This is a genomic window from Pseudomonas sp. FFPRI_1 (assembly GCF_055384485.1).
In genome coordinates, this window is record NZ_AP029168.1 from 2,734,292 (window position 1) to 2,753,127 (window position 18,836).

The window sequence follows — 18,836 nt, forward strand, 5'->3', positions numbered from 1 at the left end:
GGCTTGGAGTTTGGTACGAGTCAGGTATTGCCTTGAGCTATGGAGCGGTACGATAGGTCCTCACTCCGTGAGATCTTCCAGGTCGGGCAATTCGTATCGTGAGCAATGCCTCAAGAAGTGTTCGGCACTACGTACTTCTGGTGTGACTTACAGTCGAACACCGCCAAGCGAGCCGCTGCACGATGAAAAAAAATAGCGCCAAGCACTTCAGTCTGCAATCAATACAATCTGCCGTGGGTAAAGGACAGTTAGAACGTGCTCAGCACATGGCCAGACAGTGGCTGCACAAAGCCCCTAAGAATCACGAGGTGCTGCATGTCTATGGGGTTATTTGCCTTTTGCGTAATGACCCACAGCAAGCACAGCGATACATCGAGCGTGCATTGGCTGTTCATGAGGATGGGACTTATCACCTGAATCTGGCCCTTGCTCACCAGCGACTGGGGCAGTCCGATGCTGCGCAAAGCGCGTTTCGCAGGTGTCTTGAGTTGCAGCCCGGCAATGCCACGGCCAGTAATAATCTGGGCAATATTCTGCGGACCAAGCGCCGCTTTGCCGAGGCAGAGGTGCTCTATCGCTCGAGCATGGCCCAGCATCCGAGCTATGTGTTACTGCAACTGAATCTGGGGCGCGTACTGGTTGAGCAGAGCAGGAGCGAGGAGGCGATCCAGATTTTTCGTGCTGCCTTGGAATTGGCTCCGGGTAATGTGGAGTTACGGACTGCTCTGGCGGGTGCCTTGTCGATACGCAAGCACTATGTAGAGGCCGCAGTGCTGCTCAGGCAGTTGGGCAACTGGGCCGAGCTGCAGAGCGTGCTGCGCTGGCTGGCGGACTGGTCGCAGTTGGCACGTGTGGATACAGCGTTACTGCAACAACTGGGACAGGACCCGGCGCTCCGACCTTCCCCTTGGGGCATGATCAATGTGCCGGAACTGACAGCTGCACAGCACCGTGACATAGGCTATCGCTATGCCTCGCACTGGTGGGCTGCAGCCCTAAAGTCGATGCCGCTGCAAGTGGAGCCGCCCTCCGGAGAAAAGCTGCGTGTCGGTTATCTATCTTGCGATTTCTTTGACCATGCGACTCTGCATTTGTTGATCGGGGTGCTGGAGGCTCATGATCAGGAGCGTGTGGAGATTCATCTCTTCGACCACAGCCCGGTGCGTGAGGATGCCTTTACCCGTCGTCTAGCAGCCAGCGGCTTGCGGCGTCATGAGTTAAATGCTCTAAGCGATGAAGCGGCTGCCAGGTTGATCAGTGAGCAGCGTCTGCACATCCTGGTGGACATCAAGGGCTACACCACGGGAGCACGCCTGGGTATTTGCGCTTACCGACCTGCCCCTGTATTGGTCAGTTGGCTCGGTTATCCGGGCAGTCTTGGTCACCCACGGCTGGCTGACTACATCATTGGTGATGAGACCGTGACACCACCGGAGCACTCCGCGCATTTCAGCGAAACACTGGCGTTACTTCCCCATTGTTATCAGCCTAACGATCGTCATCGTCCGATCGCTGTAGCCCCAAGCAGAAGTGCTGCAGGCCTGCCCGAGTCAGGCGTTGTACTGTGCAGCTTCAATCAAGTGCTCAAGCTTAATCCTCGAGAATTCGACATTTGGTGCCTGTTGCTCGAGAAGGTGCCTGACAGTGTGCTTTGGTTACTTGACCCTGAGGTTGAAGAGACCCGGAGCAACCTTCGACGGGAAATGTCGCAAAGAGGCATAGATACCTCGCGTCTGCTGTTCGCCCCGCGCCTGCTGCAGGCAGAACATCTGGCCAGACTGTCACTGGCCGATCTGGCATTGGACAGTTTTCCCTGCACCTCACACACCACGGCCAGCGATGCCCTCTGGGTTGGCTTGCCAATGGTGGCGCGTCTGGGCGAGACGTTCGCCAGCCGAGTCAGTTCCAGCCTGCTGCGGGCGCACGGTTTTGCTGAGTTGGTCGCAAAGGATGAGGCGGACTACGTTGAAAAATTGCTGGTTTTGGCGACGTCTTTCGAACAACGCGCAGCGCTACGCACTCGGCTGATGGCCGCGCGCATGACATCGCCTCTGTTCGATACGCTAGGTTTCACTCGCGACCTGGAAGCACTCTACGAGGCAATTTGGGCGGATCGCGGTCGCGCCAAGAGCTCAGGAACAGTGGTTCGCGCTGTTCAGCTTTAGTTGTTATCCGACTTAGCGATCAACGGATTTCGGTGGCCCAGCTCGGGTACCTGAGCTGTTGGCCAACAATGTGCGCGCCTGGGGACCCGTAGGCAGTAAGCGCTCCTGTGCAGCAAGGTCTTGAGAGAACAGCTTCCATTCATGCTCTATGACTTCATAGGGAACGTAAGTACTCATGGTTTTCTGATCGTGTTGCGATGCAGAGAAGGGTAAGAAGATACCGATGGTCATCCCGACTACGGCATTATCCGAACCATAGACTGCTCCTCCCGACATGCCTGCTTCTACCGGGGCGTCACAGAGCGCATAAACGCCCCGATCATTCTTATGGTTCAAGCGTACCCGTGTGCCGCTATTGGTGCCGATGCCCTTGACCGTCAACATCAGCATATTGATGCCCGCCGTCTTGACGGGCTCGCCAACAACAGAGGCGCGCCAGTTGGGAATCACACCGTCGGCACTGCGCCGGATAAACACCAGATCACAGCCCGTGCTGCAGCGATATTTCACGTTGGCCAACCGTGGTGTGTGCGCGGCGCTCACTGCGTAGTCTTGGTTCCATTGCACCGCGCTGGCTACATACAAAAAGTTCGTCGAACTGACACTGAAAAGCCCGGGCGTTGGCTCGTCCGGGGCAACGAGCTCGAGGTTGGTGCTGCATGCGTTCAGCATGGATAGTGCGATTGCTAGCGTGCAAATCCTGAGAAAGTACATGGCTTGCTCCCTCTGTGAAACCTCATTTTCACAATGGTAGGACAAGTACTAATGCACTGCTGGTTGTGTCAGAAAAAAACTAACGCTGGCGTCACAGTCTTAGCCAGGGCGCTCAAAAAAACGCCAGAGGCTTTTCTGTCATGTTCGAAGAGGTACTGTCTGAGAGCCGGGCTGAAGCTAGGGGGCTGGGTCGCGCAGATGAGGGCTGGGCTGCAGGTCAATGGCGAGGTGTCTGCGCTGCTAATTGACTGTGCCAGGTGCAGTGAGCTGAGCAGTACTCGTCACTGGTGAGCAGGCGAGTACTGCGTAGATATTGAACTCACAGATCATCTATTGCCGTAGGTGGTTTTCTTGAGCGGGAATGCTTGCAGAAGGCCTGAGCGTTGCAGCCTGTTGGGAGCAACGGTAACAGCAAGGCCGCTCTGATCGACAAACCTGTGCAGTTGGGTTTCCTGTGTGAACCCCAGTTTGCGCATTGCGCTGCATTTCTGTGCGCTTATCGTCTGCTTGGTACGCTTTAGCTGTTCGGCGATGCGGGTCACTGAAAGCCCGTTGGCATAAAGCAGAACAACTTCAGTCTCGCGCCGGGTCAGCCGCAGGCTTGATGGACGCATGGCCAGGATATTGGCCTGCTCGTGTGTTGAGGAGCGAGCCCTGGGTGAAAGGTAGATGGCACCTGCGTGCACGGCATGTACCGCGGAGATCAGGTGATTGATGTCATCGACCTTGTTGAGTACCGAGTTAATCCCGAGCCTTAGAATCTGTGTGACCACCGTCGGATTGTCGATGGTGGTGAATACGATGATTTTTAGTTCCGGGTAACGGCGACGCAGAAGCGCCAACCCGGCCAGACCGTCTGCGGCATCGCCGCCAGGCGTGAGGTAGTCGATGATCAGTACATCGCAGCAGAGCCTGGACAAGCGTTCAATGACCTGAGTTGAATTGCGTACCTTGTCAACGATCTTCAATGTCGTAGCGCTCGACAACTCATGGGCTATTGCGCTAGCCAGCACGGGATGGTCATCGGCGATGAGGATCTTGATCTTCATAATGAACTCCAAAGGACCAGGGTCTCGCATGGAGGCGAGACCAGGGTCGTCGTCAGTAGGGGGTGTTGAGCCCTCTCATCCACAGGGTCAAGCGGCCTGCGCTGGCATAGCTTTTGAGCACTGCCTGGTAGCCATCGAAGCGGCTTGAAACCTCGCTGACGCGATTGTTGTTGTAGTCGCTTTCGGCGATCAGCACATCCAGCAAGGTGCGCCGGCCCAGGTGGTACCACTGCTCGAAAAAGGCCTTGCGCACGTTGTCGGTTTCGCTCGTCAGCTGTCGATACGATTCCGCGCGGTTGAGCAGTGTGCGGGCATCCTGCTCGGAGGTCCTGGTGGCGTACTCCAGGTCCAGTTGCTGTTGTGCCTTGCGTTCGCGCTCGACGTCGGCGCGGGCATAGGCCGCTTCTCGAGCTGCGCTGGCCGAGCCGCCGCGGAACAGCGGCCAGCTGACGCTGAGCGTGGTTTGCCAGGGATGCTCGCGACCAAGTTCATCACGACCGCTGGACTTGTTGACGACCCAGTTCAATTGCGGTTTCTCGCCGGCTTTCAGCGACTTTGCATACTCTTCGGATGCCTTGGCACGCGCATCAGCCTGGCGTACGGCAGGATGCTCATGAGAGGCGGAAACCAGGCGGTCAAGATCGCTGGTCGTCAACGTCCAGTATTCGTTTTCCGGCAGACTGACCGGCGCCTCGCCAATCAATTTGCGCAGACGGATTTCAGTGTCGCGCAGACGGGCTTCGGAACTTTCCAGATTGGATTTTGCCTCCAGCAGGCGCGCTCGGGCCTGGGTCAACTCACTGGCTCGACCACGGTCGACCGTAACGATTTCCTGGAGCATATCCACCAGCGCGCTCATGCGATCGACGTACTGCTGGCTGATCTTGCCAATGCGGCGGTTCTTCTCCAGCTCAACCAGATTCGTTGAGACTTCTTCCGCGAGACCCTCCAGGCTGACCAGATACTCTTGGTCGGCCGCTGTGCTCAAGGACTTGCGACTATTGATAGTGCTGCGCGTACGGCCCCAGTCAAACAGATTGGTGGTCATGTTCAGATTGACCGCCTGGCTCCCGCTATTGGCGTTTTCGTTGCCACCTATCGAACGAGGACGCGTATTGGCGCCTAGGTCGATTTGCGGCAGCAGTTGACCTTCGGCCTCACGGATGTCCGCCTGCGCGGCTTTCTGTTCCGCAAGCGACTGGCGCAGTTGTGGGCTACGTTGGATTGCCTGTTGCAGCGCGGCAGACATTGTCGCGCGAATTTCATTTTCCGGTACTGCGCCCAGCGTGCGCTGGCGGGCTACATCCGGGTTGTCCTTGAGCCACTCGGAGAAATGGACACTTTTGGGTGGCATTGCGGCCTGATTCGCCATGGCTGCGAGGGGGGCCAGCAGCAGAGCGCTGGCCAGTGTGTTGCGAACGAAGTTTTTGATCGTGAAATGCATGGCCTGTTACCTCTCGCGAAATGCTTCACGAGCTTTGAAAATGGGTTTGAGCAAGTAGTCCAGGATGGTCTTCTCTCCGGTGCGGATTTCCACGGTGGCGGTCATGCCCGGGATGATCGGCAGACGTTTGCCACCGGCTTCCAGCCAACTGGTCTCGGTCAGTACCTGGACACGGTAATAAGTGGCGTCGGGACGCCCCGCGGCGAGCTTCTTATCGTCTTGCATGGTGTCCGGGCTGATCAGGGTCACGGTGCCCTTGAGGCCGCCGTAGATGCCATAGTCGTAAGCCGAAACCTTCACTGTTGCTGGCAATCCGGGGCGCAGGAACGCTACGTCCTGAGGCTTGATCTGGCCTTCGATAATCAACTGATCTTCCAGTGGGACGATCTCAAGGATTTCCTCGCCGGCCTGGATGACGCCGCCAATGGTGCTGATGCGTACGTTTTTCACGGTCCCGCGCACGGGGGCATACAGGTTGGTGCGCTCAAGTACATCCTTGCGGCCGACCAGGCTTTCGGTGATCTGTGCCACTTCCAGCTCGACTTTCACCAGTTCGGCGTTGGCCTCGCCCTGGTAGCGGTTGCGGCGCTCGACCACCTGGATCCTCAGGTCATTGGCCTGGCGCCGCATGCGCAGGATTTCTACTTCGGAGAGCAGGCCCCGAGCGGCCAGGGGTTCGGCCAGAGCCGTTTCCTTCATGACCAGCGCGTAGCTGTTTTCCAGCGCCGCGACGCTGTCGTTCAGGGCCTGCTTGCGTGCGTTGTAGGCATTGCTCTCCTGTTCCACCATCAGCTTTTCACCGCGGACATCCTCGGGAAACTCGAGCTTGGTGTTGTAGGCCTCGGCTTGCAGGCGAGCCATCATTGCCTTCATACCCATCAGTTTGGTGTGCATCTCCTGATAGGTGGACTGAGCGCGGGTTGGGTCGATCTTCAGCAGCGTCTGGCCTTTCTCGACCACGTCCCCCTCGCGGACCAGCATCTCCTCAATGATTCCGCTTTCCAGGCTCTTGATAATCTGCTCGCGGCTTTTGGAAATGATCTTCCCTTCACCATGAGTGATTTCCTCCACTCGGGCGAAGTTGGCCCAGGTGATCCCGCAGACGATGATTGCGCCGATCACATACAGGACCTTGCGTGAACCTGGTGTCGACTGGATCAACAGCGACTCACGCAAGTCGCTCATGAAGGCAGCATCACCTGCTTGCAGAGGTGTTGACTTTGGCGCTCGCCGGAATGGGCGCAGTATTTTCTTGAACATGTTATCCGTCCTCATTGGGGCATCTGGGCTTGGGCGACCGGGCGTGCAACGGCCCTGGGCTGTTCGCCGTTGGTGGAAAGCGCAGCAATGATCTTGTCCTTGGGACCGTCGGCCACGATGCGGCCGTCATCGACCACCAGGATCCGGTCAACCAGGTTGAGCAGTGAAGTGCGGTGAGTGACCAGGATCATGCTCTGGCCTTCGCTGGCCCGAGCCAGGTGCGACATGAAGATCGTCTCGGTCTGGGTGTCCATCGCACTGGTAGGTTCGTCCAGCAGCAGGATCCTTGGACGGGCCAGCAGGGTACGAGCCAGGGAGACCAGCTGACGCTGTCCGCCGGACAGGCCGTCGCCCATCTCGCCAATAGGCAGGTTGATACCCATGGGGTGTTTCTGGGCCATCAGATCCAGGCCGGTCAGTTGCAGGACTCGCAGCAATTCATCGGCTGAAGCATCGGGGCGACCGATCATGATGTTTTCGCGCAGGGTGCCAAAGAACAGCCGACTGTCCTGGCCCACATAACCGACCGCGGTCCGCCAGTCGGCAGGGTCGATCTGGGCCACGTCCAGGCCTCCGATCAGCATCTGGCCGCCTGTTGGTTGGTAGAGGCGAGCCATCAGGCGCAGCAGGGTCGATTTGCCGCTGCCAATCTTGCCGAGGATGGCTACGCGCTCTCCCGGTTTGATCGATACATTGATTTTCGACAGTGCCGGTGGGTTGGGTTTGTCTGGCGGGGCCGGATAAGCGAAGTCGGCATTCTTGAGCTCCAGCGGACCCTGGAGTGAAGGCTGGTTCAGGTACTGTGCCTTGGGGTCGCTATCGACCGGCATTTCCATCAAGCGATTCAGCGAAGACAGCGCGGCCTTGGCTTGCTGGAAGCGTACGGCCAGGCCCGCTACCTGGGTCAGTGGGGCCGTGGCGCGACCGGCTAGCATGACGGTACCGATCATCGCCCCCATGGACAGTTCGCCGGCACCAATCAGGTACACACCAATAACGATAAGAATGACGGTCTGCGACTGCTGGAGGAATGTCACCATGTTCATCGCCGTGGATGACAATTGGCGAGATTTCATCGAGGTGCTGGCTGTAGCGGCGCTGAAGGCTTCCCAGCGACGGGTCATGTAGCCCTCACCGCCGACGGCCTTGAGTGTTTCCAGACCCTCCACGGACTCCAGCAATACCCCCTGTCGTAGCGAAGACTCACGCAGGTTTTCACGCATGGTGCGCGCCAGCGGCCACTGGATGACGACACTGATCAGCAGAATGCAAGGAATCATCATCAGCGGAACCCAGCCCAGCGGACCGCCGATAACGAAGATCACACCGACGAACAGCAAGACGAAGGGCAGGTCTGAGATTGCGGCGAGGGTCGCCGAGGTGCAGAAATCTCGTACCGATTCGAACTCGCGCAGTTGGTTGGCAAAGGACCCGGCGGAGGCTGGTTTATGCTCCATGCGGATGGACAGTGCCTGGCGGAACAACAGTGAGCCCATGACCAGGTCGGCTTTCTTCGCGGCCACATCCAGCAAGTGCGCCCGTAGGTACCGAGTAGTCGCCTCGAAACCCATGGCGATGGCGACGCCAATGGCTAGCGACCAGAGGGTCACGTAAGCCTGGTTGGGGACCACGCGGTCGTAGACGTTCATGGTGAAAAACACACTGGACAGGGCCAGCACGTTGATAATGACTGCCGCGATGGCTGCACTGCGGTAATAGCTGCGATAGCGCCACAAGGTGGTGAAAAGCCAGTGGCCCTTGGCGCGTGGGGTTTCCTCACCCGCACGTGTGTCGGTACGCGCCGCCGGCTTTACCAGGATGGCGTGTTCGGCGTACCACTCGCTCAGCTCCTGGTAGTCGATTTCCGCACGGGAATCCAGGCCCATTTCCGGGAACATGACCTGGTACAGCATCTTGCCTTTTTCGTCGCGACGGGTACTGAAAAGGATTGCTGCGCCCTGATCCTTGCGTAGCAGGATGATCGGCATCAGGTGCGAAGAGAACTCATGAGCCCGGCGACGAACCAGACCGCAGGTCAGCCCTGCATTCTTCAGGGCGTCCATCGCTTGAGCAGTGGTCAGCATCGGCCCTTTAGGCAGACCGGCACAGAAACTCTCGGCACTGCGTGGCGAGCCTTGGCGCTCGGACATCCAGAGAGCACATTCGAGCAGGGTGTCGATTACCCGGGTAGGGGGTGCGAGCGTCGGTAAGACGTCCTGCACTTGATTTGATTCTGGGCTTACTGACATCTAAATAATCCTCGGATGAAAGCTGTTTTGGTGGGAGCGGGCCGGGTTGCAGGTGCCTGGAAGGGGGCACGTTCTGTTCTTTTCTAACGGGGTGGAATTCTGGGTTTCAGGGGGGGAGGGCGTCTGTCTGGCTAGTTCGAATGCCAGCCTGGTCGCGTGCGACTAGTACGAGAGTTGTTTTACGGGGGCAGGGGAGAGTGCTTTGAGAGCAGGGAGTACCGACTTTTTTAGCCTGGGAGCGACTTTGTTGTGCGCTTCTCGTACGGGACCCGGTTTGGGCATCAGCTGGGAATTTTGCTTACGAGCAGGCTTGTGGTGTTAACGCCTTTACGCTCGACACTCATCACCAAGGATGGTGCTCTTGTCGCAGTGCCTGATCCGAGCCAGGGCAGAGGAAGAATAGGGGGCGATCCCATGACTCATCGGATCGGCCAACCTGAAAGGTGCTTAGGCCTGGGCGGAGGCCGTCCAGGCACTATCTTTATAAAGGCGGAACTGGATAAGCAGGAATAGGGGCGTTACTTCTGTGAACTGCAGCATTCGTGTGTGTTGCTCCCTGGATTGCCTGCCCACAGGGGAAGTCCAAAAAACGTTGGCCGCTGAAAGTTGCCGCGGGCTGTCAGATGCTGCGCCGGGATTGAAAACTCGCTGTTTGTCAGCTCATACGCGTTTTTATGCTCAAGGCGTGTATAGGCATGATGACTATTGCCTGCACCCATTCCAAACAGTTCAGTGTGATGCAAGAAGAAGTCCTCGATGACGACTGTAGGTTCTTCCAGTGAGTCGCCCTTTAGACAAACCAGCAGGTGCTTGCCAATTCGGCGCATACGGATCTTTTGGGGCGCGTACCCGGTTTCTTGATCAATCAGCACAAAGCGACCTTCTGTGCCTGCCTTGATCTTCAGGTCGAATCCCTTCGCGCCGGGGCGCAGCGACAATGTTTGACGCAGGTGTCTACCCTCCATCAAAAGGAGTTGTACGGTTTGAGTTGCCATGGTTGACCTCGATGCTGTCGGCTGGCTGAAAAAGCCCGCGGCGGCAACGTTTCTAAAATAGAAGAATGTGTGTGGCATCGGCTGCTGAAGTGGCTGCACGACGCTGTTTTCCGAGGCGTTATTAGATAGTTGATGCTTGAAAGAGTCTGCCTGACGGGTACGAAATGTCGCTGGAGTGAAGTGAGCGTTGACCAGAAGCAATCTGTCGGCGAGGGGCTAACGGGGAATGGGGCTAACCTTTCCCCGCTGCATTCAAAGGGATTGTGATGGGGAGGGAGTGGAGGTGGCCATGCCGGCCTCAAAGGCATAGCGAAAAAGATCGGCGTCACGGTTAATGCCAAGCTTGCGCATGGCGCTGGCCTTCTGGGAGCTGATGGTTTGTTTGGTACGGTGTAACAGCTCGGCTATTTGGTTGATCGACATCCCTGAAACAAACAGTCTGACCACTTCGAATTCGCGTTTGGTGAGGCTAAGCTTCCCTCCGGGATTCTGGGTGATACCGATCTCGCCAGTGATCAGGTTTTCGGCGGGAAAGTAATTGGATCCGGCATAAACGGCATGGATTGCCGAGATCAGCTGATTGGTATGCTGAGTCTTGCCGAGCGCACCATTTACCCCAAGCTTGGCCAACTGCTGTACCAGGGCCGGGTTCTCCATGCTTGAGAACACTATGATTTTCAGTTGCGGGAATACACGCTTGATATAGGACAGCAATCCGATGCCGTCCCCATATTTCCCCCCCGGCATCATGTAGTCTGTGACCAGCACATCGCAGGGAGTGTTTTGCAGCAGGTGGACCAAGGTTCCTGATTCAACCGCAGTCCCTAGAACCTCCAGCGTGGGGACCGCATTGAGCTCATGCACTAAGCCAGAAAGCAGGGCCGGATGATCATCGGCTAGCAGAAGTCGTATTTTCATGGTTTTTTGTATCCTTTGTTCGGCCGCGATACTTCCGTCAATCTAGCTCAATGAGACTTGACGATGAAGAATTTTTAGTTTCAGGCAGCAATGTTTTTTGGGTTTTGTACGAAAATCGTTGAAACACCAAAATGAGTAAAGCTGCCGCCAACAAAGGCAGGAGCGCCTCATGGACCCGGATCCACTTCAAGTGTGGACATTGCTAGGGGGGACGGTATTGCGTCTAGGCGAACAGCAAAACCGTCACAGGCATGTGCAGCGGCCACCGGAAGCGAGTGAGCAAAGTAGAGGTTGGGGGTTGGGTGTATTGTTTGGCAACTGGTCGAGGATGCAGAAGGTTATAAAACGACAATGGGGGTAGAGTTTTTCAGTCTGAGTCCACATACCCCCGGTCGCCAGTATTGGTAGTGCTTCAGTCTTCCTCTACTTCACGTTCGTTAAGTATCTGCGGTGGACGGTGATTGTCGGGAAACAGGTTCTGGAATTCTTGGATCTGATCTTTTGATAGCTCGATAGACTGTTCGAACAGAACCCACTGAACGCCTTCTGTGCAGGGAGGAGTGGTCAACGAGCCCCGGTAGAAAACATGGTGGCTTGTTGCAGGAAGCAGTGCGTTGAGGTTCGGTGCTGACTTGGCGTCCAGGAGCACCTCTTTTCCTTCGGTTGAAGGTAGTTGTTTCAACAGCTGTGCAAATTGAATGTTGTCCTTGCCTTCAGCGAGCATGAGCCCAAGAACGAGTAAACGGCCGTCTTTATTCTGGTTTACCAAGTGCATCTCCATCGGGTAGGACCGATGGTTGATCTGATGTTCGCTAGGCGTATGAAAGTGAAATTGTACCAAGCGGTACTCGTCTCCCTTGAACGTCACTGACTCGCCGTCAATGACATTTGCCTGGATGGTGTGGCCGTTGTTGACCAGCTTGAGCGCCGCAGCGCCGTAACGGACCTTCAAGTCTGACTCGTTGCCTTTAAGTGGTCGTACCTGTTTCATATCGATATTAATTGGGGACTGCTGTGTTCCGTTTGAGCACAAAGCGCCGCCGAACTCCCCCCAATATGAGGGACCGTGGTCGCCTTGGTAACCCCAGTGCGTTTCACCGGCATACACGCTAGACAGTGAAAAGCACATTGGTAGCAACAGACATAGATTGCGAGTTAGCGTTTTCATAGTGGTTCCAATAAAAGGCACTCTAAGTGCGATTTGCGCTAGCGGATTATGTTGAATGAACTTTTAGGCGAAAGAGTGCTTATGGTTTTATATTGGGCTGGCACAAAAAATAGGACAAGTATTGAAAGTGTCTACGTCTATATATGACTGGGAGTGATTTTATACGGGGAGGTGTGGTTTTTTGAGTTTTTTTCTGGCCACGTGATGGGCCGGTGCGGGATCGGTCTTGAAGTCCCGGGGCTGCGAAACAGTATTGGCATGCAGCGAAGGTTCAGACGCTACTCAAATTCGGGCTTTTCAGTCCATTAGAGTTTTGGGACCTATTGGGTTTTTGATTTTTTTTCTACGGCTTTCTGAGTGGAGATATGAAGTTTTGCGATTTCAATCGCTTTTTTTCCACATAGATAGGGGTTGCGCAATAGAGTATTGAGTTTGATCTTAAAGGCCGAGAGCTGATCTTCTTGGTTTTTCTGATGGGAACTCTGCATATTTCATGACCTCGCTTTGAGTCTTGAGATTTTATTATGCGAGCGCCAAATTTTGATTAGGATTAGTCAGGCTTTGGTTTGGCTTTTTGTGAGCCAAGTAAGAATTTTAGATGTGAGCTCGAGACTCGATCATCAAGGATCATGACTACGACCTGCGAAAATAGGTTAGGCACTAGAATTTTTTAGCGTGTCCAGCAGACAGTTCTTGAGTTGAGTTAAGCTAATTGGCTTCGTCAACCATGTATCCATCCCTGCCTGCAGTGCATGATGGAGCATTTCGGATAGTGGATTTGCAGTGATACCTATTATCGGGGTGTGTTTTTCTTGTTCTCGTAACTTTAGAGTCAAGGCGTAACCGTCCATTCTAGGCATGTTGATGTCTGTGATGACTATGTCAAATTGGCTTTGCCCGAACTTGACTAATGCCTCCACCCCGTCACTTGCCATGCAACAATTATATCCAAGTTTATCTAGCTGCTCGGAAAGCATGGCCAGAACAAAGGTATTGTCATCGACTAACAGCGCGTTGGGCCGATTTGTTGAATATGAATCTGTCATTGTTCGTCTCTTTGTCTATCAGGCATGGTCTTAATATTGAGTTGCATGTTGAATGTTTATAGGGGTAGATGCTTCTCAAGGCCAGAGCGTGGTGATTGTTTGCGGTAAGCAACGCAATTATGTTGATCGCAGCTGTTGGGGCGATTGCTTACCTAGAGTTAGTTTGCTTGTTATTGTTTTCAGGTGCAGAGTTTTCAAATTCCCATTGCTCAATTAGGATCTTTTTTTTGCGATAAGAAGAAAGCAGGAACTCATTCATCTGTGAAATGAACATCTCTTGCGAGCTGCTTTTTAGTCGAGTAAAGTCCAGCAGGACTCCTGTCGTGATGCGACGTTCAGACTTGCGCATATCATTTTCCTAAGTGCCAGTTAAAAAGTCGATTGCTGGATTCGTCAAATTAAAATTCAAGTTGTCTAGTGGTGACTGTGCGGATTGCTGAGTAGTACCTCTGTAGTCGCATTTGCATCAGTTGACTGCCCTGCAACAGCCAGACCATTCTCGTAAGCAAAGCGAAACAGGTCTGCATCTCTTGATATACTCAATTTGCGCATTGCACTGCTCTTCTGTGAGCTGATGGTTTGCTTAGTACGTTTTAGCTGCTCTGCGATGCTATTTACGGAAAACCCTGAAACGTAGAGACGTATTACTTCTGCTTCTCTGCGTGTAAGTTTCAGTTTTCCCGAGCGAGCGTAAGCACTGGTAGCCTGAGCCTGTGTTAAAGATCGGACTTGCGGAGATATATAGGTAGCCCCTGCGTATACAGCATGCACAGCGGAGATCAAGTGGCCAATATCATCTACTTTATTGAGCACAGAGCCAATGCCCAATTTAAAAATTTCAGTGATGATGGCAGAGTTGTCGATAGTGGTTAGTACTATAATCTTAAGGTCTGGATAACGCCTGCGCAGAAACGATAGCATGGCCATTCCATCGCCAGCACTTCCGCCTGGCATTACATAATCAGTGATAAGAATATCGCAGTGGAACTTGGACAGCAGTTCTATGATCTGCGTTGAGTCACGTGCCGTTCCGACTATGCAAAGTGTAGGAATGATCTTGAGCTCATGGGATATCCCGGTAATCAGTGCGGGATGGTCGTCGGCGATGATGAGGTCGATCTTCATGATTGGATCCGTATGATCCGCGAAAAAGCGCGCGGGGGTTTGTCCAGCCATCAATGTAGTTCCCCGTGAGATTTTTTTAACTGATACCTGTACGACAAAAGAATTTTTTATATTGGACAAGTACGAAACAATGTGATTTTTGTCGAGCTGTGTAAATTTATAATTCAAGAAATCGCCTGTGAGTACCAGCTATTACTGATGTCCGCCGTGCTGCCGGGACATCGGTTAAACATGATCAACAGTTCCACTGGACTTGGTATGGGGGGAATGGTTATGAGTCAATGACAGGGCTAGGCTATTACTGGGCAGACAATCAGATGAGACGATGCCGACGCCTTTTTCAGCTGCCGATAGTTGATGCTGAGTCAATATTAAGTAACTAAACGGTAGCGTGATTGAGATCTTCGAGTATAAGTGTCGAAGTGCCAAGGTGGTTTTTTGCTCTGGCTTTCGTCTTTAAATAAGTGCAGTTGTTTTTGATGGAGGCTATTTTGGGTGACTGCTCCAAGTGGCTGTTAAATATGTTGAGATCGAAAGTTTTGTGCTTCTGCACAATATTTTTCCTGTGGATCGGTTTGCTGTTGAATTGTGTGGCTTACCATGGAGATATGAGTGAGTGATAAGTGGTTTTCTATTGTTCCAGGTGCAGGGGGAGTGCGGTTTGGGTGATTTTATTGGGCCCAGTTCGAAGTTTTGGTGTTTATTTCGAATTAGTCAGATTTTTGCATGATTGTATAAGCAGTAAGCTTTGAGTCAGGACATTACTGGTGATGACATCTCATGAAACGTTCGGCGTGCAGAGTACTTTTTCTTTGTAATAATCCAGGGAATCAGTTGAGGTATACGCGTATTTTCAATGAGCTTAGTGTTTATCGTTTGACTCTTTGTGATGACATCGCTGAGGCGGCATTCTGGGTGAAAGGTGGACAAAAATTTGATTATTTTGTCTATGACGATTTCGTCTATAGCGTAAAAAGCTGCAATGATCTCCTGCAGTTCAGAACGAGTATTCGGCATATAATCCTCGCGATTTCAGATATTGAGAGTCAGTACTCAGAGGTTATTAAGTGGGCTCGATTGGATGATGTACGATTACTTGGCTTGTTGCCAAGACCCATTAGCGCGGGGGGGCTAGACCGACTACTTTCCAATCAGAGGTGCCTGGATCCTAATCGTAGGACGGCCTCAGGCGATTGTCACTAGTTGAATACCAAATGGATTTAAAATTTTTATAGAGTTTTGCCATTCTGGATTGCTCCGCTGGCGACAGCTAACGGTGTGACAGGTACGGTGAGCTTGGTTTACACGGAGTATCATCCATCACTGAGGTCGAGCTAATAATTGGCTCGAGTGCCATTGTGCCGAAATCCCAATTGGAATCCTTAAGTAACCTACGCAACTATCAGCGCGTATTAGTATATGGTGGCGGCATATTTTTGAGTGTATTGCTGCTATTGGTGTATCTGATGGACGCACAAAGGCTTCTTACTCGGAAGATGGATGAGCTGCAGCAGAATTTCTCTGTTGTACATGCACAACTACTCAAAGATTTTTCGGCGAAGGAGAATGCTTTTCGTAATATTGAAGCTGTTACGGAAGTGCTCTGGCCGCGGTTGACTCAGAAATTTACAGACTCGGCTCTGGAGTCACAGTTTCAGAGTCAGCAACTCACGCCGAATGAAACCTTGAGCACGATGCTTCCTGAAGTATCTGAAGTGACTTTCAAGGGCATGACTGATGATTCGATACGTCGTCTACGTCACCTAGCGCTGGATTTGGAAAGTATTCCATTAGTGGGGCGGCTGATGAAGACCGAAGGGTTTTCCAGCTATCTTTACAGTCTTGAGCAGAGCCCTACTGTCATTATTTCGGTGGTGGAGCATACGGCCAGACAGGGTTTCACTACAGACCGTGGCCAATACCTGCATATATTGAGTGAGGGGGCCGATAGTCAAAGTCGTGTGTTCATGGATGAACCGCAGGCGCTGCATTGGCACGTCTCCCACAGCAACCCTTATACGGGACGCAGTATCATTCGTATTTCTGCGCCTATTTTCGACAAGGGTGTGCCATTTGCGATGTTGGGAATTGAGTATCCGGCGCCGGAACTATTGAGGGCATCGCAAAAAGAGCCCGATCATGGTGTTTATGCGATTGTCTCTCCCGACGGAGAAGTGGTCAGCGCATCGACGAACTTCAGGGCGGATCATCCTGAGTTACAGAGATTGCTGGAAAATGTTGGTTCCGAAACAGTTAAATACTCTGAATACGGTGTTCTGTTTCTTTCTCAGCGCCTTGGTGATAATGGATGGTTGCTGGTGTCGAGCTACTCTTGGCGCGACATGGTTGTAAGCGTGGCCTGGCCTCTGGGATGGCGGGGGCTTTGTGTGTTGGCTTTATTTTTACTGATCTGGTCGTCACTTATTCACTTCAAACTCTATATCTTTCGTCCCCTGATCGGGCGTTCGGAACAGTTGTTGGAAAGTGAAAGGCTCAGTCGTACGTTAATCGAGACCGCACCGGTCGGGCTTGGCCTGCTATGTATTGATACGGCGGAGCCGCTGGTGCAGAGCCCGCTGATGGTAAAGATGCAAGCGCGCATTCGGGTCAACAGTTCTTCCTTGTCCAGGGAGTTGGTTCGACGTTACTGCCTGTGTAGTCATTCAGGGCCCAGCGACGTCAACATGGACATCACCTTTGAAACCCACGCAGGTCCATATGCCAGTCTTTCAGTCAGCATGACTCCGGCCCGCTTTCGCGGGCGCGATGTACTTGTGGTCGCTTTTATTGATATCACCGATAAAAAACACCTTGAGTGTCAGTTGATAAAGGCCAAGGAGGCGGCAGATCGCGCCAGCATGGCGAAATCCTCTTTTTTGGCAGCTATGAGTCATGAAATTCGTACTCCGCTGACCGCCATTATTGGCAACCTCGAGTTGTTGTCTCACAGTTCGCAGAGTACTCAGCCTGAGCGCTTGGAAACGATTCGACGGTCTTCGGAGAGCCTGCTGGCAATTGTTAGTGACGTGCTGGACTTTTCCAAGATCGAGGCTGATCAGCTGAGAGTCGAGCGGGTCGAGTTCGACGCCTTGGAAGTAGCGCTCACCTCGCTCGAAATCTTTACTCCTATGGCCCGCGCGAAAGGCTTGGTGATGCGTGGCGAACTGAGCGATAGCGCCACGGTTTCATTGCGTGGCGATCCAACGCGTTTGGGGCAGATTCTAAACAACTTATTGTCTAACGCCATCAAGTTCACCGAAGAGGGGCAGATAACACTGCGTATCATCAACGACCAAGATAAGGGTGAGTTAAGTTTTGAAGTTGAAGATACCGGTATCGGTATGACAGAGATTCAAGTACTTCAGGCGTTCGATGCTTTCAGTCAAGCTGACGAGTCAGTCTATCGGCGTTTTGGGGGAACTGGCCTAGGGCTGACGCTGTGTATGCGGTTGACAAAGGCGATGGGCGGAAGACTCTCGGTGCGCAGCGCTCCAGGCCTGGGCAGTTCATTTCGATTGGTTTTGCGCATGGACACTGGGGACGGAGTTGCCGATCGTCCGTACTTCAATGACAAGCACGTTTTGTTTCTGGCATCACGCGCGGATGACCGTGCTTACTTGCAGCATGTGCTGCACGTATGGGGGATACGGGCCGTTGGTTATCTGGATCCAACACAGATAGACGATGAGGTTTTGGCTTGTGCTGATGGACTGATCCTTTGGGAAGATGATGCAAAGTGGAATCCGGAAGACGAAAACCGGTTGGTGGAGCAGGCTCAATGGGTCATAGAGTGTACTGCTGAGGGGCCTCGCGATCCCGTTGCCCGAGGGCGCCTACTGGCTACCAGCAATTTGGGGGTGTACGGGCTGTCTCATGCGCTGCGCTATGTATTTCAAGAGCATGTACTACCGGTTCGTGAACAGCAGCATTTGGTGCTACCTAAGCAGTTACGGGTGTTGGTGGCGGAGGACAATCCGGTGATCCGCCAGATGTTCGAAGAGCAATTAGGCTTGCTCGGTTGCCTTGTCGAAGTGGTCGAAGATGGCCGACAAGCGCTAGCCAGTCTTGAGCGTGAACGTTTTGATGTATTACTTACCGACCTGTCGATGCCTGAAATGGATGGTTATCAATTGAGTCGGCAATCCTGTGCACGCTGGCCTTCGATGCCGGTGGTTGCAGTAACGGCAGCAGCGACGGTTCAGGAGCATGAGGCCTGTGAAGCGGCCGGCATTACTCTAGTTTTGGTCAAGCCGATACCTTTGGTCCGCTTAGCCAAAGCGTTAAGAGAGGTATTGGGGACGGTATTGACAGAGCCGTTTTCCGAACAAGCACCGTCAATCAAACAGAATGACCAACTGAGCGGCGCTCCGATACCTGCCAACTTGCAGGCAACCTTCAATAGTTTCTGTGTGACTTCATTTGCTGCGATCAGAGACGCTTTCGAGGTGCATGATGAGCAACGCTTACTGTTTGAACTACATTCTCTGAAGGGCGCATTGGGTGTCTACCGAATGCCAGCGGCGAGCCGTAAGGTTGCGGCGGTGGAGGCTAGACTCAAAAATGGCGAAAAGGATGCATTGAGCTTCGTTGAGCCATTGCTACAAGAGCTGCAGAGGACATTAATGAAGAGAGTCTGAGTTCGAGATTTGACCATAATGAGTTTAGACGTATCGTTTTTTTTCTGAAGTGAGTTTCAGATTTGA

13 protein-coding genes are annotated in these 18,836 nt (G+C 53.3%); 2 read left to right on the forward strand and 11 right to left on the reverse strand.

Translation table 11 applies throughout. The features are described from left to right. Positions 1-182 precede the first annotated feature (182 nt). Positions 183-2,165 (forward strand): O-linked N-acetylglucosamine transferase, SPINDLY family protein, encoded by a 1,983-nt coding sequence (locus ACZ5BO_RS12340; RefSeq protein WP_464700023.1) that lies wholly within the window; start codon positions 183-185, stop codon positions 2,163-2,165. Between the two features lie 12 nt (positions 2,166-2,177). Here the strand turns inward: ACZ5BO_RS12340 and ACZ5BO_RS12345 are convergent, their stop codons facing one another. The 11 genes from ACZ5BO_RS12345 to ACZ5BO_RS12395 form a co-directional block, all read right to left on the reverse strand. Continuing rightward, the gene (locus tag ACZ5BO_RS12345) at positions 2,178-2,879 is read right to left on the reverse strand and encodes a serine protease (protein WP_464700025.1); all 702 of its coding nucleotides are present in this window, start codon (positions 2,877-2,879) and stop codon (positions 2,178-2,180) included. A 326-nt stretch (positions 2,880-3,205) separates the two neighbouring features. Beyond that, positions 3,206-3,928 (reverse strand): response regulator, encoded by a 723-nt coding sequence (locus tag ACZ5BO_RS12350; protein WP_464700027.1) that lies wholly within the window; start codon positions 3,926-3,928, stop codon positions 3,206-3,208. A gap of 52 nt (positions 3,929-3,980) precedes the next feature. Then, the gene (locus ACZ5BO_RS12355) at positions 3,981-5,372 is read right to left on the reverse strand and encodes a TolC family protein (RefSeq protein ID WP_464700029.1); all 1,392 of its coding nucleotides are present in this window, start codon (positions 5,370-5,372) and stop codon (positions 3,981-3,983) included. A 6-nt stretch (positions 5,373-5,378) separates the two neighbouring features. Beyond that, the gene (locus tag ACZ5BO_RS12360) at positions 5,379-6,557 is read right to left on the reverse strand and encodes an HlyD family type I secretion periplasmic adaptor subunit (RefSeq protein ID WP_464700031.1); all 1,179 of its coding nucleotides are present in this window, start codon (positions 6,555-6,557) and stop codon (positions 5,379-5,381) included. An 86-nt stretch (positions 6,558-6,643) separates the two neighbouring features. Further along, the gene (locus ACZ5BO_RS12365; RefSeq protein ID WP_464700033.1) at positions 6,644-8,782 is read right to left on the reverse strand and encodes a type I secretion system permease/ATPase; all 2,139 of its coding nucleotides are present in this window, start codon (positions 8,780-8,782) and stop codon (positions 6,644-6,646) included. Between the two features lie 617 nt (positions 8,783-9,399). Beyond that, a complete protein-coding gene (locus ACZ5BO_RS12370; protein ID WP_464700035.1) occupies positions 9,400-9,876 on the reverse strand; it encodes a hypothetical protein in 477 nt (158 codons plus the stop codon). Positions 9,877-10,128: 252 nt separating this feature from the next. Further along, the gene (locus ACZ5BO_RS12375) at positions 10,129-10,794 is read right to left on the reverse strand and encodes a response regulator (RefSeq protein ID WP_464700037.1); all 666 of its coding nucleotides are present in this window, start codon (positions 10,792-10,794) and stop codon (positions 10,129-10,131) included. Positions 10,795-11,206: 412 nt separating this feature from the next. Further along, positions 11,207-11,962, reverse strand: coding sequence for a carbonic anhydrase (locus ACZ5BO_RS12380; protein ID WP_464700039.1), 756 nt, complete (start codon positions 11,960-11,962; stop codon positions 11,207-11,209). Between the two features lie 653 nt (positions 11,963-12,615). Next, on the reverse strand, positions 12,616-13,008 hold the full coding sequence (locus tag ACZ5BO_RS12385) for a response regulator (protein WP_464700041.1): 393 nt from the start codon (positions 13,006-13,008) through the stop codon (positions 12,616-12,618). Positions 13,009-13,156: 148 nt separating this feature from the next. Beyond that, a complete protein-coding gene (locus tag ACZ5BO_RS12390; protein WP_464700043.1) occupies positions 13,157-13,357 on the reverse strand; it encodes a hypothetical protein in 201 nt (66 codons plus the stop codon). A gap of 65 nt (positions 13,358-13,422) precedes the next feature. Further along, a complete protein-coding gene (locus tag ACZ5BO_RS12395) occupies positions 13,423-14,133 on the reverse strand; it encodes a response regulator (protein WP_464700045.1) in 711 nt (236 codons plus the stop codon). A gap of 1,358 nt (positions 14,134-15,491) precedes the next feature. Between ACZ5BO_RS12395 and ACZ5BO_RS12400 the strand changes: the two genes are divergently transcribed. Beyond that, complete coding sequence (locus ACZ5BO_RS12400) at positions 15,492-18,770, forward strand: ATP-binding protein (protein ID WP_464700047.1); 3,279 nt, start codon at positions 15,492-15,494, stop codon at positions 18,768-18,770. Positions 18,771-18,836: the final 66 nt, after the last annotated feature.

Bases quoted from the DNA above. Each gene is read 5' to 3' on its own strand.
- ACZ5BO_RS12360 (WP_464700031.1), bottom strand. From the start codon at position 6,557: ATGAGCGACTTGCGTGAGTCGCTGTTGATCCAGTCGACACCAGGTTCA.
- ACZ5BO_RS12370 (WP_464700035.1), bottom strand. From the start codon at position 9,876: ATGGCAACTCAAACCGTACAACTCCTTTTGATGGAGGGTAGACACCTG.
- ACZ5BO_RS12390 (WP_464700043.1), bottom strand. From the start codon at position 13,357: ATGCGCAAGTCTGAACGTCGCATCACGACAGGAGTCCTGCTGGACTTT.
- ACZ5BO_RS12355 (WP_464700029.1), bottom strand. From the start codon at position 5,372: ATGCATTTCACGATCAAAAACTTCGTTCGCAACACACTGGCCAGCGCT.
- ACZ5BO_RS12395 (WP_464700045.1), bottom strand. From the start codon at position 14,133: ATGAAGATCGACCTCATCATCGCCGACGACCATCCCGCACTGATTACC.
- ACZ5BO_RS12345 (WP_464700025.1), bottom strand. From the start codon at position 2,879: ATGTACTTTCTCAGGATTTGCACGCTAGCAATCGCACTATCCATGCTG.
- ACZ5BO_RS12375 (WP_464700037.1), bottom strand. From the start codon at position 10,794: ATGAAAATACGACTTCTGCTAGCCGATGATCATCCGGCCCTGCTTTCT.
- ACZ5BO_RS12350 (WP_464700027.1), bottom strand. From the start codon at position 3,928: ATGAAGATCAAGATCCTCATCGCCGATGACCATCCCGTGCTGGCTAGC.
- ACZ5BO_RS12365 (WP_464700033.1), bottom strand. From the start codon at position 8,782: ATGTCCGAGCGCCAAGGCTCGCCACGCAGTGCCGAGAGTTTCTGTGCC.
- ACZ5BO_RS12340 (WP_464700023.1), top strand. From the start codon at position 183: ATGAAAAAAAATAGCGCCAAGCACTTCAGTCTGCAATCAATACAATCT.
- ACZ5BO_RS12385 (WP_464700041.1), bottom strand. From the start codon at position 13,008: ATGACAGATTCATATTCAACAAATCGGCCCAACGCGCTGTTAGTCGAT.
- ACZ5BO_RS12380 (WP_464700039.1), bottom strand. From the start codon at position 11,962: ATGAAAACGCTAACTCGCAATCTATGTCTGTTGCTACCAATGTGCTTT.